Origin of the sequence: Pedobacter sp. KACC 23697 (assembly GCF_045348445.1) — a bacterium.
GTDB lineage: Bacteria > Bacteroidota > Bacteroidia > Sphingobacteriales > Sphingobacteriaceae > Pedobacter.
The window spans coordinates 561311-579791 of sequence record NZ_CP157485.1; the positions used below are offsets into that span (position 1 = coordinate 561311).

The following is an 18481-nucleotide window of genomic DNA, read 5'->3' on the forward strand; positions in this document are numbered from 1 at the left end:
TTAATAAATATTACAATGAAAAGTAATTTAATCGGTAGATTTACGTACTTCATTACGCAGGCATAGGCATGCCATATTAGAATGTGATTGAGTTTAGAATAGATAAAACTTTATTTTCAAACAACTTTACCATTGCCTGATACGTATATTGAACATTATACTACAATAATTTCTATGAGAAATAAGAAATTCATTTACCTGGTAACACTGGGTTTTTTAAGTTTTGGGGCGATCAGCGGCTGCAAAAAGAGCAATACAGTACCTGAAACCGAAGTCCCGCCTGTTGTAACAACGCCCAGCGGAACGCGGGATGAACTGACCAAAGATTCTATTTTTTTATACGGAAAAGAGCTTTATTACTGGAATACTTCGCTGCCCACCTATGAAGTATTTAACCCAAGGAGATTTAGTTCGAATGAAGCAGAACTATACGCCATGACACAGTATTCCTTGGATCCGGCAACAGGAAAGCCATATGAATATGTGAGTACTTCTGGTGAACCTAAATATTCGTTCTTCGATTACACGGCAGCTACAACAGGAAAAACAGGGTCGCTTAAAGCCGATGTAAACGGTTCTGCCAATGATTATGGTTTTTCTGTTCAGTACAACTACAATAGTACCACAGATCTGATGGTGAAATATGTTTATCCAAACTCACCTGCCGCACTGCAGGGTTTAACGCGTGGCTGTAGAATAACCAGTGTGAACGGAAGAACCGATCTGACTTACCCTGGCGCAGTTAATTTTTTAAATAACGCAATTTTTGGTACAAATGCTACGGTTACTTTAGCTTTTAATGATATTGCCGGTAACCCTAAAACAGCCGTTATATCAAGCGGTATATACACGGTTAACCCGATATTGTTTACAAATGTTTATACAGTTGGTACGAAAAAAGTGGGTTACATCGTATTTAATAGTTTTACCAATAATGCTTCTTCCGCAATAAGTGCAGTTTTTTCTAATTTTGCAACCCAGGGCGTTAGTGAAGTAGTTGTTGATTTACGCTATAATGGCGGGGGCTATGTTTCAACAGCTATTGAAATGATCAATCTGATGGCCCCGGCAGGAGAAAACGGTAATACGATGTTTACTTCTTATTACAACAATTACCTGCAAAACATTACTACTGCCCAACGTAAAACCTCTGTCTTGGCACACCAGCCCTTATTAGACGATGCGGGTAAATTACAGACTTTTACTACGGGCGTAAATGGAAAGTATGCTACTTATGCAGATTTAAATTATTCGCCAACAGCAGCCGATAATGTAGAGAAATTTGCAAAATCTGGCGGCTTAACATTAAACAGGGTTTATTTTATTGTAACGGGCGCAACTGCATCTGCCAGCGAGCTAACCATTAATAGCTTAAAACCGGTAATGGATGTCAAGTTAATTGGCAGAACAACGTATGGTAAGCCTGTGGGTTTCTTCCCCATCAGAATAGATAAGGTAGATATGTATATTCCTGAGTTTGAAACCAAAAACAAACTTGGTATTGGCGGTTATTATTCTGGCCTTACAGTTGATAAAGAATCGCCAGAGGATTTAAGCAAAACATGGGGCGATGAAACCGAGACCTTGCTGAATTACGCATTGACATATGCTAAGAATGGTAATTTTGTAACTACCGTGAAAAAAACATCCAGTTTGAGTACATCAACCACAGCAGTACCAAAATTATCGATCGATCAGTTAAGGGAGCTTGACGAAAAACTGGATCCCAATGGTTTTAAGGGAATGGTTATGACACCTCATAAGAGATTTTAATGAAGCTTTTTGATGAGCATAAGTGGGTTTTGTAAAATAAAATGTCACGTTGAGCCTGTCGAAACGCTTTTGATAACATGATCGAAAGTCCTTCGACAAGCTCAGGATGACACTATTCTTATTACAATATTCTAATTTTTGTTATATTAATGCTTATTTATAACAGTATTTTACTGCTGATATCTTTATTAATCGTAATGTAACCCGGATATTTAACAGGTGTATTGCCCAGCATAAAGGTTGGTTTTATTTTTATGGTCAATAACCCTAATTTTTCATCTTTTGATGATGATCCTTTTTTTGCCGCCTTGATAATATCATTAAAAACGTTACCATTAGAAATCAATCCGTAGATATTGCTCGTTAACTGCACTGGAACAGTAACGGTTTGACCTTGCGCAATGCTTACGTTCTGATTGACAATACCTTCTGCAAGATCGGTGTTGTTAACTAATATCTTATATTCAAACTGATTAATCGCTGCTAAATTGCCCGATGGGTTGGTGATTTCTAAATTCAGGTTCGCTTTTAAAGGAATGTCTTTTCTTAACAAGCCTAGTGCAACACCTGGCAAACTCGTTAAACTAAAGCTTTGCTGATCCATTAATGTTTTAACATCAGTGCCTGCAATCGATATCTGTTTTACTCCGGTAATCTTATAGGTGCAGTCTTCCAGCGCTTTAATCTGCTGCGCCTGCCTGTTTATGCCACAGCCAAAAATGCTTATGGTAAACAAAAAAAGCAATAGTTTCTTTTTCATATCATTCATAACGCCAAAATACCAAAACTATTTCAGCTGCAATATGCGTTTAACCAAAATTAACTTAGGCGCTCGGTGTTGTGGTTTCAATATCGTCCCGTTTATCATCGTCATCGGTTTTACTTTCTTCAGCAGGTTTTGCTGTTGCCTCTGCTTTTTCAACCTGATTGTTAGATTTTGCTTTTTCCTGATCTTCTGCTTCACCGGCTTTTTGTGCCGACTCATTTGGTTGAGCTGTTTCCTTTTCTGTTGATGGTGTTACGGTTTCTATTTCCAGCTGTACATTATCTGTTGGTTTTGGATGATCGTTGCCCAGTGTTGTCTCTTTTTGGTTTTCTTCGTTTTCCATGGTATAAATGTATTTTTAATATTGATAATGGAATTTAATTGTATTTTGTTTGCATTTATTTTAAAACAATGGGTTGTTTTTTAATTTTGAATAAAATGATAAGATATGTCCATTACCCTTAGGAAAATAACTGCGAAAGATAATATGGCTACCGCTTCTATGATTAGAGCGGTTTTAAGAGAATTTAAAGTAGATAAGCCAGGTACCGTTTATACCGACCCAACAACCGACGATTTGTCGGCACTTTTTGAACACCCTAAATCTGCTTATTGGTTAGCCGAAGAGGAAGGGGTTATTATTGGTGGCTGCGGAATTTATCCAACAGCTGGCTTGCCGGAAGGTTGTGTTGAACTTGTTAAATTTTATGCCCTTCCGGCTTCGCGTGGTAAAGGCATTGGCAAAATGCTGATGGAAAAAAGCATCGCATCTGCGCAGCAGTTTGGTTATAATGAAATTTATCTGGAGTCTTTTCCGGAACTTGCCAAAGCCATTACCATGTACGAAAAGGCTGGGTTTAAAAAACTCGATGGTCCGCTGGGCAATTCTGGTCACTATGCCTGTAATATTTGGATGTTACTGGTTTTATAACTGGTTTAATTGACGAAACCGGTCAATCGGTTAACTGCAGAAATCCAGCTCAGTTAACCGATTTTATTTTACTTTTATTTTTAATTTTTGCCTACCCTGTTTTCTTCATCGCTTGTTCCGGTTTGTCTTTTACGGGCAGTTTTGATTTTCATATTCCCGAATTTATAGGTGAAACTTAGGTTTACCCTGCGGCTTTCCCATTCATTTTGCCAGTAAGTTTTAATGTTATTGTATTCGAGGTTGGCCCTAAATTTACTCGTATTAAAAATATCGTTTACTTTTAGTGCCAGTGTGGCATTTTTGTTCCAGAATAATTTTTTAACGCCAACGTTGAGCTGATAACTTTCTAAGTTGCGGAAAAGACCGTTAACGGATGGCGAATCGTAAAAGGCGTAAGCTGATAAACTATAGTTTCTAGGCAAAGTAATGGTATTATCCATAACTACTGACCAGTTCCAGGAGAAAGCATTGAAACCGCTTCCCTGTACAGCTGATTGGGTCCGGTTAAATCCTGCTGAAACTTCGGTGCTGTTGTTCCACCATTTGGTTACATCAAAAGGACTTCCCGTGGCCATGTAAAAGTTTGTGGTGCGGTTTAGGTTTTCCGGTCTGGAAATACTTTCTTTTGTACTATTGTTCTGATAAACCACTTCCGATATCGAACCATTGTTTACGGAATAACTTAAAGTCAATACCCTGAAGTTCTTAATCGAATAATTAAATTCGAAACTATTCGCATATGATGGTTGTAGCAAAGGATTTCCTTGCAGAGCAGTGTATGGATCGGAATAAAAGGTAAACGGATTTAAGCTGCTGTAAGATGGTCTGTTGATACTCTTGCGGTATGCGGCGGTGATGAGGTTGTTCGAGTCGACTTTTAAAGAAACAAAAAGTGTTGGGAAAAGCTTCCAGTATTTGCGGTCAATTAAGGTATTCGTACCTGATGAGCTGCCATTACCTAGAGTTTGTTCTGCACGTAAACCCGCTTTAATCTGTATATTTTTAAAACTTTGGTCGAGGGAAAGATAACCTGCATTAATATTTTCGTTGTATATAAAAGCATTGGTTCTCCCCGGATCGTTAACCCAACCTGCTGTTTTTAAAGAGTCGAAGCGTACATCGCTCTGCGATTTTACCCAGCTGCTTTTCCACCCGGTTTCCATTTTTAGTGTTTTTGAGAAATTTAAGCTATAATCAGCCTTGATAGAATAGATAGAAACATTTCCCATGCCTTTATTGCGTAAATCGATAGGATTCCCGATCAACTGGTCGTTTGCGTCGAGGTAATTATTAGTAAAAGTTTCGTTTTTGCTGTTATCGTATTGAACATAATCTGCATCAAACCCCAATTCTCCGCCCAGCGTATCGGTTTTGAAACGGTAGTTGAGGTTAAAGGCATGGTTTTTCTCTGTATTACTTTGTGGATTAAACATGGATGTTCCGCCCATTTTTATGCCGGCCGCATTATAATTTACCGAGTTGCTGTTTACCTTTGTTTCTTCAGGAGCGGTAAAGCCTTTTACCATTACCCCTAAGGTATGTTTCTCGTTGATAAAATAATCGGCGCCTGTAGAATAATTTAAGCTGTTGGTTATCGGGTGCCAGAAATTAATCTGGTTATACTGCTCAACCCCAATGGTTCTGTTTAATGTTAACCTGTTGTATGAGTTGAAATGTCCGGCGTCTAAACGTACATAAGTACTCACCTTACCGATATTATAATTCAGGTTGGTACCTGCGTAAACTTTTTCATAACGGCCATAACCACCTCCCATATTCATGTTTCCGTTAAATCCCTGCATTTTGTTTCTTTTAAGTTTAATGTTGATGATCCCTGCTGTACCCGCGGCATCAAAAGAAGATGGAGGGTTAGAAATCAATTCTATTTTGCTTAATACAGATCCGGGCAGCGATTTTAAGTAGGTGGTTAACTCCAGGCCCGTCATATAGCTCATCTTACCATCAATCATTACATTAATTCCTTTTTTACCTTTCAGTACAATGTTATCGTCTTTATCCAGTTTTACACCGGGCGATCTGCTGATTACTTCCAGTGCATTATCACCTGCAGTATTCATTTTTTCTACGTTTACAATCACCCGGTCTGCCTTCTGGTCTATTACAGGCATTTTTGATACAATATTTACTTCTTTCAGGTTTTGAGACTGATCTGCCAGTATAATTAATGGGACTTTTACGGCCATATCTTTTACTTCAAATGGTGCAGACTGGTTTTTTTCGAAGCCCATCATTAAGGCCTTAATGAGGTACCTGCCAGGTTTAATATTGCTGAATTCGTATACACCTTGTTGATTGGTAACCTGTAAAGCAACTGAAACCGAATCGGGTAAGTGGATTAATGCAACGGATGCATAATCGAGTGTTTTATTTCTTTTGTCGGTAATGGTTCCAGATACTTTAATGTTTTGAGCAAGCGCAGTTTGAAAATTAAAAATAAGCAGGGCAAAAAGAATGGATTTAAATAAAGGATTCATCATCGTGTTGGTTTTTAATATTGACGATTCAAAGATGATGTGGTTGCGTCACCCTAAAAATTATATGATCCCAACCCTTTAAAATATTATCCCAATCCATTTTTAAAGTATAATTGGCGTTCATCCTTAAAATGTAGCGGTTGGGATAATTATTTGCCCGTTTGGAATAAGAAAATAGGCATTGAAAAAAGCTTTGTCTAGTTTTGGACTATGAAAACAATTAAAATCATTTCTATTCATATTCTTGGCTGGTTGCTTGTTTTGGGCTATTTTTATGGTGGTCATTTAATTGATGGCACAACCTTCAGACAATCTGCTTTTAGCATTTCTATGAATTTTATACAGGTGATAGAATTCTACATTTGTTATGCATGGGTATATCCAAGGTTTTTGAAAAGAAACAAATTACCCCAGTTAATAGGCGGTATTTTATTTACCATGGCCGTTTTTACATCACTTCGGTATTTAATAGAAGAGATTCTCTATAGAAAATGGTTTGGTTTTCATAATTATGATGATGGTGTAACGGCATGGAACTATATATCTGATAATATTTATTGGAGTTTAGCTTTTATTGTGGTACCAGCTGCGGCATATGGAATTGAACAGAGCTTTAAATCAGAACAGGCTAACCGTAAACTGAAGGAGGAAGTGGTTAAGGCCGAACTTTCATTTTTGAAATCGCAGATCAATCCACACTTCCTGTATAATACTTTAAATTATGTTTATTCGCTGGCTATTCCCGTTTCAGATCAGTTGGCCAATGCTGTTTTGCGTTTGTCAGACCTGATGCGTTATACCTTGAACGATAGCCCGGATGGTAAAGTAAGTCTGAGTAAGGAATTGGAATATTTAGAGAGTTATGTAGCACTTTTTAAAATGCGTTTTGAACCCAAGTTTTACGTCGATTTTATAACAGAGGGAATTGCTGATCAAAAAATAGCTTCGCTGGTATTGATCCCGTTTGTTGAAAATGCTTTTAAACATGGTGTGGTCAATGATGAAACTCAGCCAGTGCGCATTAAGCTGAAAGTGCAGAGTAAAAGATTAAGTTTCGAGGTGAGCAATAAGATCAGTCATGCACAGAAAGACCACTCCAGCGGTGTGGGTATGGTGAATATCCACCGAAGGTTAGAACTGATCTATCCTGAAAGACACGAGTTATTAATTTCCAACAACGGTAATACTTATAAAAGTACTTTGATTTTAAATCTCTGATGGATAATTTGTATCATTGAAATATTTTAGTTTCCCAAACGCAAATGATAAACACTAACCCATAACCTTCACCTATGATCCGTTGCCTTGCCGTTGATGATGAGTCTTATGCCTCAGATATTATTGCTGCCTTTATCAATAAAACCCCATTTTTAGATTTGGTTGGAACCACTACCAACGCTTTTGAAGCACTTAATCTGGTTCAGGAGGGTAAAGTGGATCTTGTTTTTTTAGATATACAGATGCCTGAGTTAACGGGGATTCAGTTTTTGAAAATCTGTGGTGGTAAGTGCAAGGTAATCCTCACTACAGCGTATCCTGAATATGCTTTAGAAGGTTTTGATCTGGATGTGGTAGATTATTTGCTTAAACCAATTTCTTACGAGCGTTTTTATAAAGCAGCTACGAAAGCGCAACAGATTCTAATGCCCGTAATGCCTGTTCAACAAGAAATGGTGGTGCAGCCGGTAGCCCAGGTAAACGATTTTATTTTCATTAAAGGCGATACCAAAAACAAGTTTATTAAAGTTGATTATGAAGATATTCTCTATATAGAGGGCTTGAAAAATTATGTTTCGGTTTATACGGGCACACAAAGGATTGTCACTTACCAGGCACTGCGTGAGCTGGAAACAGAACTGCCTCAGCCACCTTTTTACCGCGTCCATAAATCCTATATCATTTCTCTGGAAAAGATCAAAATGATTGATGGAAATACGGTTTATATTGGTGATCAATCTATCCCCATTGGCGAAACCTATAAAGAAGAGTTTTTTAAAGTGGTGAGGGAAGGGAAGAAGAATAATTAATCGATTTCTTCAGTTTTCAGTTTGCGATTTTCGGTTAACCGATTTAAACAATTAACCGATTCAACAATCTATTCAGTTTTCAGTTTGCAATTTTCAGTTAACCAATTAACCGATTAAACAATCTGTGCATAAATTCTCCCCAATATTTCTTCCGTTTTTTTTAAGTTTGCTGCATCAAGTTTAAATTAAATACCACCATGCAAGAAACAAATTCGCTCAACCAGGTTGCAGAATTTCACACTACGTTTAAACATCCCATTTTGGAAAATCCGATAATTCCTTCAAAGCAGCGGGCAAATTTGCGTATTTCGCTTTTAGCGGAAGAGTTGAAAGAATTGCAGGAGGCCGTAGAAAATGATGACCTGGTAGAAGTTGCGGATGCCCTTTGCGATTTGCAATATGTTTTGGCAGGTGCCATTCACGAGTTTGGCCTGGGTGGAAAATTTAAAACTTTATTTGACGAAGTTCATCGCTCTAACATGAGCAAAGCCTGTAAAACGGTAGAAGAGGCCGAACAAACCATCCGGTTCTATTTAGATAAAGACGGAACCGAATCTTATTACAAAGAAATAGATGGACTATTTTTGGTATTCAGAAAGTCTGACGATAAGACTTTAAAATCGATCAATTATTCTCCTGCAGATTTAAAATCGCATTTGGTTTAACCCATAAATAAGCTCGAATTGAAAAGGCTAAAACAAATTGTAAACGAGCTTAAATTAACACAGGCAACGCCTGATGCAGCTTTAATGCGTGAGTTTATTTTTTACTCCCCAAAAATGCCACTACGCCTGCATCAGGAACAGCTTATTGCTGCATCAAAACAGTTTAGCCTTCCCGTTTTTGATACCTATTTTACCAATGCCAACGTAACGATTAACTGTTTTAGCTGGGGAAATGGAAAAAGAAAAGTATTGCTTACGCATGGCTGGGCCTCAAAAGCTTTAGATTTTTATGAGCTGATTGTCGAACTCCGGAAAATAGAAGACCTGGAGATCATTGCTTTTGATGCACCTGGTAACGGAAGTTCGATCTCCGAATTTTCTAACCTGATGTTATATGCCGATTCGGTAAAATCGATTGCTTTAAATTATGCACAACCCGATGTCCTGATTGGACATTCACTTGGTGGTATGGCCAATGTTGTTGCTTTGCAGGCGCTTGGTTCAAAGCCTTATCTGCTCATTAGCATTGCACCATTAATCAGGCTGAAAGAGAATTTTGAGCAAAGTTTAGACACGGTAAATATTGCAACTAAAGATCAGGAGGTGTTTTTTAGTAACTTTGCCAAAGAATTTCCTGTTCCTGCCGATCATTTTAACCTGACTGAACTTTATCAGTTAAGTGCCGATTTAGATCATTTTCTGATTTATGATCCTGCAGATCATATTTCACCATATTTATATCTAAAAGAATTTTTAGCTAAGAATCCTGCAATAAGCGCCAAATCATTTGAAGAAGTCGGGCATTATAAAATTCTAAAATCTGCTGATGTAATTGAAGATATCGTGCAGCGAATTTCTGCAATTCCAATGCCTTAAATCGCCATTGTGATGAAGCATAGGGTAGACCTGTTCTTCACATGATAACATCTGTCGCGCCCGGTAAAAAAAATCTTCCCGTCCATATCAACTAAATTGTGTATAAAAAATCAAAATGGAGTTTTAGCTAAAACTTATTAATGATTACTTTTATCATTCAACTATTTCAGTTTAAATGAGTGAACAGGTAACGGCGTATACAGTATCAGAAGAAAATCCTTACGATTATATTTTAAAGGATTTTAACCTGAAAGATCTGAGCCAGATTGTTATCCTCAAACACTTAAGCGGATTGATCCATACGGATGTTAAGGGTTTTTATCAGCTCTTTCCGGAACAAATTGAGATCGATTTTGCAGCTTTTAGCGATGAAGCTTCCGGATTGCCTTTTCCAGTTGTTCAGGTGCAGCAAAATGAAAATGCTGTTAAACTCTGCTGCCGTTGCGCTACACCCAAAAACAAGCTATGCGAGCACCAGGCGAGGGTTTTGTACAATATCCTTCAACGCCAGGATCTGCTTATTTTTTTCGACAGTAACCTGCGGAAACAAAAGCTTGCCAAAATTGCAATCGATTATGGATTGGAAAAAGAAGATCATCTTGATCTGCTGTTTAATCTCCGTTACGAAAATGGCCAGGTTGCAATCCGGCCGAAAATGGGTAACCTCCAGCCATTCAACAAAGAAGCCCGGCAAAATTTACAGGAACTTTTATTCCCGGCAAATCAATCCAAAGCAAAAGTGCCCATCAAAAGCGAACCAGATAACATGATCCTGGTTTTTGGGCAGCACCGTTATTACAACCATTTAACGGTAGAATTATTCGAAGCTAAAATCACCAAAAATGGTCAGGTTAAAAATCCTGTAAAAGGAATCAACCCGGCTGATTTACTATTTAAAACCAATGATAACGATCAGGTAAAGTTTTATAGTGGCATTGCCACTTTTCAGCAGAACTATCATCAGGATCAAAGCGAGGCAGAAATTGAAGCTTTAAAAGCGATCGTGAAAAATCCTCAACACATTCCTTTTTATTTGCAGGATAGTAAGCAGTCTGGACCTATTCAGGCCTCCACCATTACCGCGGTTGATGCACATCTGCTGGAAGTAGATTTACACCTTTCGGTAAACCAACGTGATGATTATTACGAAATTACAGGCCGGTTGATTATTGAAGGAAAATCATACGAGCTGGATAGCCTGGTATTGGTACACCAGTATTTTGTTAAACTTCACCATCAACTTTATTTAATCGGCCGGCTGGATTTTTTGCGGGTAATCGGGTTTTTCAAAAAACAGAGTAATAGGTTAATCCTGCATAAAACTAAATACCACGAATTTCAAAAGCTTATTCTGGTACCTCTGGAGGGCAGTATTCATGTGGATTATTCTTATTTAAAACCTGCTACCAAAAGCCAGATCGAAGAAAAAGGTTTTGATCTCGAAAACGAGCAATTAATTTATCTTTCAGAATCTGAAGATTATATTTTCCTTACCCCGGTCATGCGATATGGGAACCTGGAAATTCCTGTATTGTCTAAAAAACAGATTCAGGCTCAGGATAAACTGGGCAATCTTTTTACCCTGCATCGTGATGAAGCGGCTGAGTTGCAGTTTATCGGAAACATTTTAAAACAACACCCATATTTCTACGATCAGGAAACCAACGATTCTTTTTATCTGCACCGCAAACGGTTTCTGGAAGAAGCCTGGTTCCTGGATGCTTTTGAAGTATGGCGGAATAAAGGCATTCATATTTTAGGGTTCAACCAGCTCAAAAACAATAAACGGAGTGAATTTCAGGCTAAAATTAACATCGAGGTAATCAGCGGAACAGATTGGTTCGAAACCAAAGTAAAAGTGAAGTTTGGAAAACAACAGGTGGCACTAAAACATCTCCATAAATCGATCAGGAACAAAAGTAAGTTTGTAACACTTGATGACGGAACTCAAGGCATGCTGCCCCAGGAGTGGATCGAAAAATTTGCCGCTTATTTTAGTGCTGGCGAGGTAACTGAGGATGCCATTCTGACGCCAAAAATTAAGTTTGCTTCTATAAACGAACTTTACGAAGATGCTTTGCTGGATGGTGATGTAAAAAATGAATTAAAACTGTACCAGCAGAAATTTGAAGGAACCGGCGCTATCCAGGAGGTTGAGGTACCAAAAGGCTTAACCGCAACTTTGCGTCATTACCAGAAAGATGGCTTAAACTGGCTCAACTTTTTAGATGACTTTAACTTTGGTGCCTGTTTGGCCGATGATATGGGATTGGGTAAAACCATCCAGGTTTTGGCTTTCATTTTATCACAGCGTGAAAAAGTAAAACACAATACCAATCTGGTGGTGGTGCCCGCATCGTTAATATTTAACTGGAAGGCCGAAGTAGAGCAATTTGCACCATCTATAAAAGTAAAAACCATTTATGCCGGCGAACGGACTAAAACAACTGATACTTTTGATGATTACGAAATTATTTTAACCTCATACGGAACCTTGCTTTCTGATATCCGTTTTTTAAAAGATTATCGCTTTAACTATATCTTTTTAGATGAATCGCAGCTGATCAAGAACCCAGATTCGCAGCGTTACAAGGCCGTTAGGATGCTTCAGTCACGAAATAAAGTAGCGATGACGGGAACGCCGGTTGAGAATAATACTTTTGATTTATATGGGCAGCTGTCATTTGCTTGTCCGGGTTTGTTTGGTAGTAAACAGCAGTTTGCCGATTTATATTCTACACCGATCGATCAGTTTAAAGATAGTAGAAGGGCAGAAGAGCTTCAAAAAAAAATAAGGCCGTTTGTGCTCCGCAGAACGAAAGAACAGGTAGCGAAAGAGCTTCCCGATAAAACTGAAATCATACTTTATTGCGAAATGGGAGCGGAACAGCGCGAAGTATACGAAGCGAACAAAAAGGAAATTCAGGATTATATTTTAGGTAAACAGGAAGATGAACTGCCTAAAAGTTCAATGCATGTATTAAAAAGCATTACCACTTTAAGGCAGATCTGTAATTCGGCAGCCTTGCTGGCTGATGGAAAGTCTTATCTGCAGGCTTCCTCAAAAATTGATGTGTTAATAGAGCAGATTGAAGGCAAAGCTGGTAAACATAAAATTCTCGTTTTTTCTCAATTTGTAACCATGCTTGATCTGATTAAAAAGCAATTGGAAAGTAAAGGAATCAGGTATGAATACCTCACCGGGCAAACACGAAAAAGAGCAGAAGCGGTAGCTTCATTTCAGGAGAATGCCGATATATCGGTTTTTCTGATCAGTTTAAAAGCAGGTGGTACGGGATTGAATTTAACTGAAGCCGATTATGTTTACCTGGTTGATCCATGGTGGAACCCCGCGGTAGAAAAACAGGCTATAGATAGAGCATACAGAATTGGCCAGCATAAAAATGTAATGGCTGTCCGTTTAATCTGCCCTGACACGATTGAAGAAAAAATCATGAAACTTCAGGCGACAAAAAAGGATCTGGTTAAAGATCTGATCCAGACAGAGGGTAGTTTCTTTAAAAATTTAACTAAGAAAGAGCTATTGGGCTTGTTGGGTTAAATTTATCTATATTGTCATCCTGAAAAATAATTTGGTATAAAATCAATATGATTGACAGACGAATTTTGTTAGGTGATATCTATAGAAAGATCGTCATTCCCAACTTGATTGGGAATCGTAATGCAAGCGCTTTAAGATTAGCTACGCTGAGCACTTCGTGGTTCCCGCATGCGCGGGAATGACGACCGTACTATAGGGTTCAGGGTTCGGTCAATGGTAGCTTGTCTAAGGACCCGCTAATGAATCTAGGCTTGGTTTGTAGAGAAACTAATGTGTCTTATCTGATCGTCATTTCGAGCGGAGTGCAACGAAGTCGAGAATCTTTAATGTTGTTTAAGTTTCAAAGATTTCCGCTACGCTCGAAATGACGATGCGACTGATAATGTAACTCCTGTAAGGCGAAAATTTAAATTCCCACCTCAAATTCGTAATCCAGGTATTTCGGTACATTCAAACTCTCCACAATTTTCCAGTCTTTCTTTTCTGCAATAAATTCAGGAATGGCTAAACCCGAGGTTTTGGCCGCTTCAACATAAAAATCCATTTTTGCAGGATGGTTTGGTGAGCATGCATTATATGTTCTGCCGAATGCTTTTTTTTCCAGGAGTTTTACCGCAACGCCTACAGCATCTGTTTGGTGAATCAGGTTTACCGGAGCCAAACCATTCGGAATGTTGGTTTTTCCGGCGAAAAATCTTCCAGGGTTACGGTCTGGGCCAATCAAGCCCGCAAAGCGGATAATTGTGCATTTTTCAGCATAAAGTTTCTTAAATAATATTTCAGCAGCTAAAACAACCTTTCCCGAATCTGTATCCGGCATGGTTTCGCTGTCTTCATTTACTGTTCTGTTTTCATCTGCATAAACACTGGTCGAACTGATTAGCACCACCTGTTTCGATTTATCTTTCGCCACGGCCAAAATGGAATTTATCTTATTTGGATAATCAAGCAGTTCAGCAGAGTTGCGCTTTGGCGGGATACAGATAAACAGGGCATCTGCCTCAAAAAAAGTAGCATCTGCCACAATCGATTCTGTCGTAAACTTGACTAAAAATGGCTGTATATGCTCCGTTTGAAGGACGGCTAATTTTTCCTGACTTGTGGTAGAACCTTTAACGGTATAATTTAACCCGATCAGTTTTTTGGCTAAAGCCAGGCCAAACCAACCACAGCCTAAAATCGATACGGTTTTAATACTGCTATCCTTATTACTATCTTGAATCATTTGCGCTAAAGATAATCAGTTAGTATTATAATTTGCACTTACTCACTTTAATTCTGTTTTTTATACATCGTTTTTGATAGTTTCAAAATCCCATCATCATAAGCTGTAGGCTTAAAGTTAAAGGCCTTTTCAAATTTGGTAGAATCGAAGTGGTAATCATGGTTATACTGGTAGTACATCTCTACGGTGCCGGCAACTACTTTTTTAAATAAACCAATCAGGCGTAACATTAGTTTATTAATAATCAGGTACTGAGGTTTGGTATCATAAATTCTTGCAGCCATTTCTAAAAAAGCTTTTCCTTTTAAAGGAGCTGCTGTAGGTAGATGCCAGATTTGGTTGCCTGAACCGGGTGTTTGTCCTAACAGGAATAAAGCTTTCGCAGCATCTTCGATGTAAGTAAAACTGTGTAGGGTATTGGGGTTGCCTATCCATTGTGCTTTTTCTTTTTTGGCAAACTTATCGAGCACCATCATATCAAAAAAGCTGTTCATGGAATCTGCTCCGTAAAAATCTGCCGCACGGGCAATGGTTACATTTATGTTGCCTGCTTCAGCTTCGCCCATTAATTGTTCAGCTACCTTTGCCCTTACTTCTCCTTTTAAACTACATGGATGGTAAGGTGTATCTTCTGTCATTGGACCATTAACCAGGCCATACATATAAACATTATCGAAAAAGATTAATCTTGCCCCAGTATGTTTAGTTAAGTTAATTACATGTTGAATAATAACCGGCCATTGTTCCTGCCATATTTTAATGTCGTAAACCAAACCTGCACACAGGTAAATTACTTCCGAACCTTCGGCTGCAGCAAAAAGTTCAGTTTCATTTAATAAATCGGCCCTGACCCAGCTTACTTTTGGGTTGTTTGTGGATATTGGTTTACGGCTCACCAACCTAATGGTTTCATTAGCGCTGGTTAATTCACTGGTTAGTGCGTTGGCTATTGGTCCGCCGGCGCCAAGTATGGTATGCATATCTTTGTATTTTGATTGATTCAAAGTTATGCTTCAGGTAACCGTGAAAACGTTAACAAAAGATAAGGATTTCAGTTTATTCAGGTTGACACCTTTAATAGCCCGCTTGTTAGAAGGTTGTCAGCTTTTTTAGTACAAGAGTGTTCGTTTACGGATCCGGGAGAGTGAAACGGGCGTAATGCCTAAAAAGTTGGCAATAAAGTGTTGGGGAATGCGCTGGAAAACATCTTTTGCTGTTTTTTCGAGTGCGATGTAACGCTCTTCAGGTGTTTGCGTAATAAAGGCGGTTACGCGGTCTTCGTAACAGCAGATGTAATATTCAGCAATTAAACGACCAAAACGTTCTATTTTTAATGCCAATAGCGGATGATTTAACATTTGCTGGAGATTTTGGTAGGAGATCAACACCAATTGTGTTTCTTCAAGCGCCTGAATATAATTGCTGTTGGGTGTACGTTTCAGGAAACTTTTATAGGCACTCATCAACTCATTTTCAAAGCTAAAGTAGCCGGTTATTTCCTGCCCGTCTTTAATATGGTAATAGCGAACGGCACCACGCGTAATAAAGCACATGTAGTCGCACACTTTTCCTTCAACTGCAAAATGTTCTTTTTTGCTTAGGTTTGAAAAACTAAGGTATGGCGTAAAGATTTCCCATTCTGTATCGTTAAAGGTTACAAATTGGGCAATACCCTTTCTAAATGCTTCCAGTTGAGCTTGTTTATCCATATCCATACAAATATGGGTTAAAGATACAGATTAGTTAATATGCTTATCCTTTGTCGAGATTATAACAAGCCCTGCAACGTGGCTCATAACTTTCTTTTTCGCCCAATAAAACGGTAGCTTCATCGGCAACTGTTCGGTAACTGAACAGTGCGGGGTTACCACAGCAAACACAAACTGCATTTACTTTGGTCACATGCTCGGCAATGGCCATTAAAGCAGGCATCGGGCCAAAAGGTTTGCCTGTAAAATCCATATCCAAGCCGGCAACAATAACACGTATGCCCCTAAGGGCCAGTTTATTGCAAACATCAGGCAATTCATTATCAAAAAACTGGGCCTCATCTATACCCACCACCTGGGTGTTGGTGCCCAGTAATAAAATGGCCGAAGCACTATCTACAGGCGTAGAGTTGATTGAGTTTAAATCGTGCGAAACCACTGCAGTTTCATGGTAGCGCGTATCGGTACGGGGTTTAAAAATTTCGACATTCAGTTTAGCAATCTGTGCCCGCTTTAGCCTTCTGATCAGTTCTTCCGTTTTACCCGAAAACATAGAACCACACACTACTTCTATACTTCCTGAAAATTCGCCCCTTCTCCTAAAATTTTGTTCGCTAAATAACATGCCTGTTTTTATTTCCCTGTCTGTGTTCTATAATTTTTAAACCGAACAAATATGAGAATTATGCACGATTTTTGGCTACTTAGTTACCAACATGATGGGTTAAAATTTTATTTGTTTCGGTAATAAGGGATGGTGTGTGAAGATCTGTGATACTTTTGGACAGAGTTAGATCAGATTTTATAGATGCTTTTTAAAGAAAAAGGAAATAATTATAAATGCAATAATGGGGGTAGTAAATATCCCCAATAATACCGAACCACCAAAACCAAACCATGTATCTCTTCCATACCTGCCTAGAGCGTAGAAGATAGCGATAGAGATTAAAATAAGTAATATTTCTATTAGACCCATAAGTCAAATATAATTATTCTTCCAAAAATTATAAGTATGGCTGATTATGGACAAACAATAAAGATATTAATGGGTTAGTGATATACAATGATCCATTTTGGCAAATGCTAGATTGGTTACAGATATTAAAATGTTACTTTCTAAGGATTACTAATGATAAAATAAATATGAGAATTATGTGTTATTTTTGAACACGTCGTTACCAACATAAATCGGCTAAAAATTCGTTTTAATTTTATGATGAACCAACAAGATATTTTCAGAAAGATTGGCAGTATTTTAACAGAGTTGAATGAGCAATACCAGTTTTTAGCTCAAAACCCTCAACAATTAAACGATTTGGAACTGGAGCTTTTTCTGGCCAATGCGCATTTCCTTTCTGATCATGTTAATATTGTCAAAAAATTAAATGCCACCATAGAAAATAAGCCAGCTGAAGCCGGAAACCGGACCTTGTTGGCCGAACAGAATACCATTATATTGCCAGAAGCTGAAAAAAGTTATGCAGAAGCTGATGCGCTTTCAGATCCAAATAAACTGGAAGAAGTAGTAATGGCCGAGGAAGAGGAAGAACGCGTAGATGTAAAACCGGAACAGGAGGTGATTGATGATGAAAGGATTGAAGAAGAAAAAGCAGCTTCGCTTTTGAATAAGGATTTCTTTAAGCCCGACCAGGACGACCATACCTTCGAATTCGTACTAAATACCCATCATGAAAACGATCAGTTTGATTATGAAGCCAATCCGATAGCTAGCGGATCTGTTGAAGAAATTTTTGACCGTCCTTTAAGTAAAGAAGAAGCAGAGATTTTAGCACGTAAAAAGATCATTCACGAGAAGGAAGATGCTTTAGCTATCCAGGAAGAGCCGCTACAAGCTGAAGAGGATGAAATTGGTCCTGAGCCTTTTTTAATTCCGCACGAAGAAGAAACGCCTGAGGTAATTGAAAAAGAAGAGCCTGTTTCAGCTGAGACTGAAGAGCCGGTTGCGATTAAGGTGGAAGAACCTAAACCTGCAGGTGCTACTCAACCGATTGAGGCACTGAAAGATGTTAAATTTGATGATCCTATTATATCGCCAAGAGTAGAAGAGGATCGCCCTTTATTCAGGCCTGAAGCGGTTCCTGTAAAACCCACTCCGCAGCCCGCAGTAGTTAAGCCTGCACCAAGTTTAAATGAGTTGCTTGCCCAAACAAATGGAAAAAACGATGAGCCCGTTAAAGCTCCGATTGCCGATTTAAAACAGGCCATTAATTTAAATGAGAAATTGCTTTTCATTAAAGATCTTTTTAACGGGTATAATTTAGCCTATTCGGAAGTAATTGATATCATTAACAAAATGAGCAGTTTTGAAGCCGCAGATAGCTTCCTTCAAAATAATTATGCAGCCAAAAATAACTGGGCCAGTAAACAAGCCACTGTTGATCAGTTTTATGAACTGTTAAACAGAAGGTTTAGTAAGTAAGCGGGGAATGAC

15 protein-coding genes are annotated in these 18481 nt (G+C 38.4%); 8 read left to right on the forward strand and 7 right to left on the reverse strand.

Going from position 1 to position 18481, the window contains the following annotated elements; genetic code table 11:
- The first annotated feature begins 174 nt into the window (after window positions 1-174).
- The gene (locus ABEG20_RS02210; RefSeq protein WP_406825782.1) at window positions 175-1773 is read left to right on the forward strand and encodes a S41 family peptidase; all 1599 of its coding nucleotides are present in this window, start codon (window positions 175-177) and stop codon (window positions 1771-1773) included.
- Between the two features lie 157 nt (window positions 1774-1930).
- Here the strand turns inward: ABEG20_RS02210 and ABEG20_RS02215 are convergent, their stop codons facing one another.
- Both ABEG20_RS02215 and ABEG20_RS02220 read right to left on the reverse strand, forming a co-directional pair.
- Window positions 1931-2533 carry a hypothetical protein gene (locus tag ABEG20_RS02215; protein ID WP_406825783.1) on the reverse strand — a complete coding sequence of 201 codons (603 nt, stop codon included), beginning with the start codon at window positions 2531-2533 and terminating at the stop codon, window positions 1931-1933.
- A 64-nt stretch (window positions 2534-2597) separates the two neighbouring features.
- A complete protein-coding gene (locus tag ABEG20_RS02220; RefSeq protein ID WP_293741782.1) occupies window positions 2598-2882 on the reverse strand; it encodes a hypothetical protein in 285 nt (94 codons plus the stop codon).
- 105 nt (window positions 2883-2987) lie between these two features.
- Between ABEG20_RS02220 and ABEG20_RS02225 the strand changes: the two genes are divergently transcribed.
- On the forward strand, window positions 2988-3470 hold the full coding sequence (locus tag ABEG20_RS02225; protein WP_406825784.1) for a GNAT family N-acetyltransferase: 483 nt from the start codon (window positions 2988-2990) through the stop codon (window positions 3468-3470).
- 80 nt (window positions 3471-3550) lie between these two features.
- Here ABEG20_RS02225 and ABEG20_RS02230 read toward each other — a convergent pair whose 3' ends face one another.
- Window positions 3551-5968 (reverse strand): outer membrane beta-barrel family protein, encoded by a 2418-nt coding sequence (locus ABEG20_RS02230; protein WP_406825785.1) that lies wholly within the window; start codon window positions 5966-5968, stop codon window positions 3551-3553.
- Between the two features lie 207 nt (window positions 5969-6175).
- Here ABEG20_RS02230 and ABEG20_RS02235 point away from each other — a divergent pair, with 207 nt between their 5' ends.
- From ABEG20_RS02235 to ABEG20_RS02255, 5 genes are all read left to right on the forward strand, one after another.
- Window positions 6176-7183: a sensor histidine kinase gene (locus tag ABEG20_RS02235; protein ID WP_406825786.1), complete on the forward strand. Its 1008-nt coding sequence runs from the start codon at window positions 6176-6178 to the stop codon at window positions 7181-7183.
- A 74-nt stretch (window positions 7184-7257) separates the two neighbouring features.
- Window positions 7258-7992 carry a LytR/AlgR family response regulator transcription factor gene (locus ABEG20_RS02240; protein WP_406825787.1) on the forward strand — a complete coding sequence of 245 codons (735 nt, stop codon included), beginning with the start codon at window positions 7258-7260 and terminating at the stop codon, window positions 7990-7992.
- A 197-nt stretch (window positions 7993-8189) separates the two neighbouring features.
- Window positions 8190-8657, forward strand: coding sequence for a hypothetical protein (locus tag ABEG20_RS02245; protein WP_406825788.1), 468 nt, complete (start codon window positions 8190-8192; stop codon window positions 8655-8657).
- 18 nt (window positions 8658-8675) lie between these two features.
- Window positions 8676-9533 carry an alpha/beta fold hydrolase gene (locus ABEG20_RS02250; protein ID WP_406825789.1) on the forward strand — a complete coding sequence of 286 codons (858 nt, stop codon included), beginning with the start codon at window positions 8676-8678 and terminating at the stop codon, window positions 9531-9533.
- 175 nt (window positions 9534-9708) lie between these two features.
- Entirely contained in the window at window positions 9709-13095 is a 3387-nt protein-coding gene (locus ABEG20_RS02255; protein ID WP_406825790.1) for an SNF2-related protein, read from the forward strand.
- A 406-nt stretch (window positions 13096-13501) separates the two neighbouring features.
- Here the strand turns inward: ABEG20_RS02255 and ABEG20_RS02260 are convergent, their stop codons facing one another.
- From ABEG20_RS02260 to ABEG20_RS02275, 4 genes are all read right to left on the reverse strand, one after another.
- On the reverse strand, window positions 13502-14320 hold the full coding sequence (locus ABEG20_RS02260; RefSeq protein ID WP_406825791.1) for an SDR family oxidoreductase: 819 nt from the start codon (window positions 14318-14320) through the stop codon (window positions 13502-13504).
- Window positions 14321-14367: 47 nt separating this feature from the next.
- Complete coding sequence (locus tag ABEG20_RS02265; RefSeq protein WP_406825792.1) at window positions 14368-15300, reverse strand: NAD-dependent epimerase/dehydratase family protein; 933 nt, start codon at window positions 15298-15300, stop codon at window positions 14368-14370.
- 129 nt (window positions 15301-15429) lie between these two features.
- Window positions 15430-16029: a Crp/Fnr family transcriptional regulator gene (locus tag ABEG20_RS02270; protein WP_406825793.1), complete on the reverse strand. Its 600-nt coding sequence runs from the start codon at window positions 16027-16029 to the stop codon at window positions 15430-15432.
- 43 nt (window positions 16030-16072) lie between these two features.
- A complete protein-coding gene (locus ABEG20_RS02275) occupies window positions 16073-16654 on the reverse strand; it encodes a thymidine kinase (protein WP_132395000.1) in 582 nt (193 codons plus the stop codon).
- Between the two features lie 588 nt (window positions 16655-17242).
- Between ABEG20_RS02275 and ABEG20_RS02280 the strand changes: the two genes are divergently transcribed.
- Window positions 17243-18469, forward strand: a complete 1227-nt coding sequence (locus ABEG20_RS02280; protein ID WP_406825794.1) for a hypothetical protein — start codon at window positions 17243-17245, stop codon at window positions 18467-18469.
- Window positions 18470-18481: the final 12 nt, after the last annotated feature.

Coding starts and splice junctions, on each gene's coding strand:
- ABEG20_RS02210 (WP_406825782.1), top strand. CDS start 175: ATGAGAAATAAGAAATTCATTTACCTGGTAACACTGGGTTTTTTAAGT.
- ABEG20_RS02215 (WP_406825783.1), bottom strand. CDS start 2,533: ATGAAAAAGAAACTATTGCTTTTTTTGTTTACCATAAGCATTTTTGGC.
- ABEG20_RS02220 (WP_293741782.1), bottom strand. CDS start 2,882: ATGGAAAACGAAGAAAACCAAAAAGAGACAACACTGGGCAACGATCAT.
- ABEG20_RS02225 (WP_406825784.1), top strand. CDS start 2,988: ATGTCCATTACCCTTAGGAAAATAACTGCGAAAGATAATATGGCTACC.
- ABEG20_RS02230 (WP_406825785.1), bottom strand. CDS start 5,968: ATGATGAATCCTTTATTTAAATCCATTCTTTTTGCCCTGCTTATTTTT.
- ABEG20_RS02235 (WP_406825786.1), top strand. CDS start 6,176: ATGAAAACAATTAAAATCATTTCTATTCATATTCTTGGCTGGTTGCTT.
- ABEG20_RS02240 (WP_406825787.1), top strand. CDS start 7,258: ATGATCCGTTGCCTTGCCGTTGATGATGAGTCTTATGCCTCAGATATT.
- ABEG20_RS02245 (WP_406825788.1), top strand. CDS start 8,190: ATGCAAGAAACAAATTCGCTCAACCAGGTTGCAGAATTTCACACTACG.
- ABEG20_RS02255 (WP_406825790.1), top strand. CDS start 9,709: ATGAGTGAACAGGTAACGGCGTATACAGTATCAGAAGAAAATCCTTAC.
- ABEG20_RS02260 (WP_406825791.1), bottom strand. CDS start 14,320: ATGATTCAAGATAGTAATAAGGATAGCAGTATTAAAACCGTATCGATT.
- ABEG20_RS02265 (WP_406825792.1), bottom strand. CDS start 15,300: ATGCATACCATACTTGGCGCCGGCGGACCAATAGCCAACGCACTAACC.
- ABEG20_RS02270 (WP_406825793.1), bottom strand. CDS start 16,029: ATGGATAAACAAGCTCAACTGGAAGCATTTAGAAAGGGTATTGCCCAA.
- ABEG20_RS02275 (WP_132395000.1), bottom strand. CDS start 16,654: ATGTTATTTAGCGAACAAAATTTTAGGAGAAGGGGCGAATTTTCAGGA.
- ABEG20_RS02280 (WP_406825794.1), top strand. CDS start 17,243: ATGATGAACCAACAAGATATTTTCAGAAAGATTGGCAGTATTTTAACA.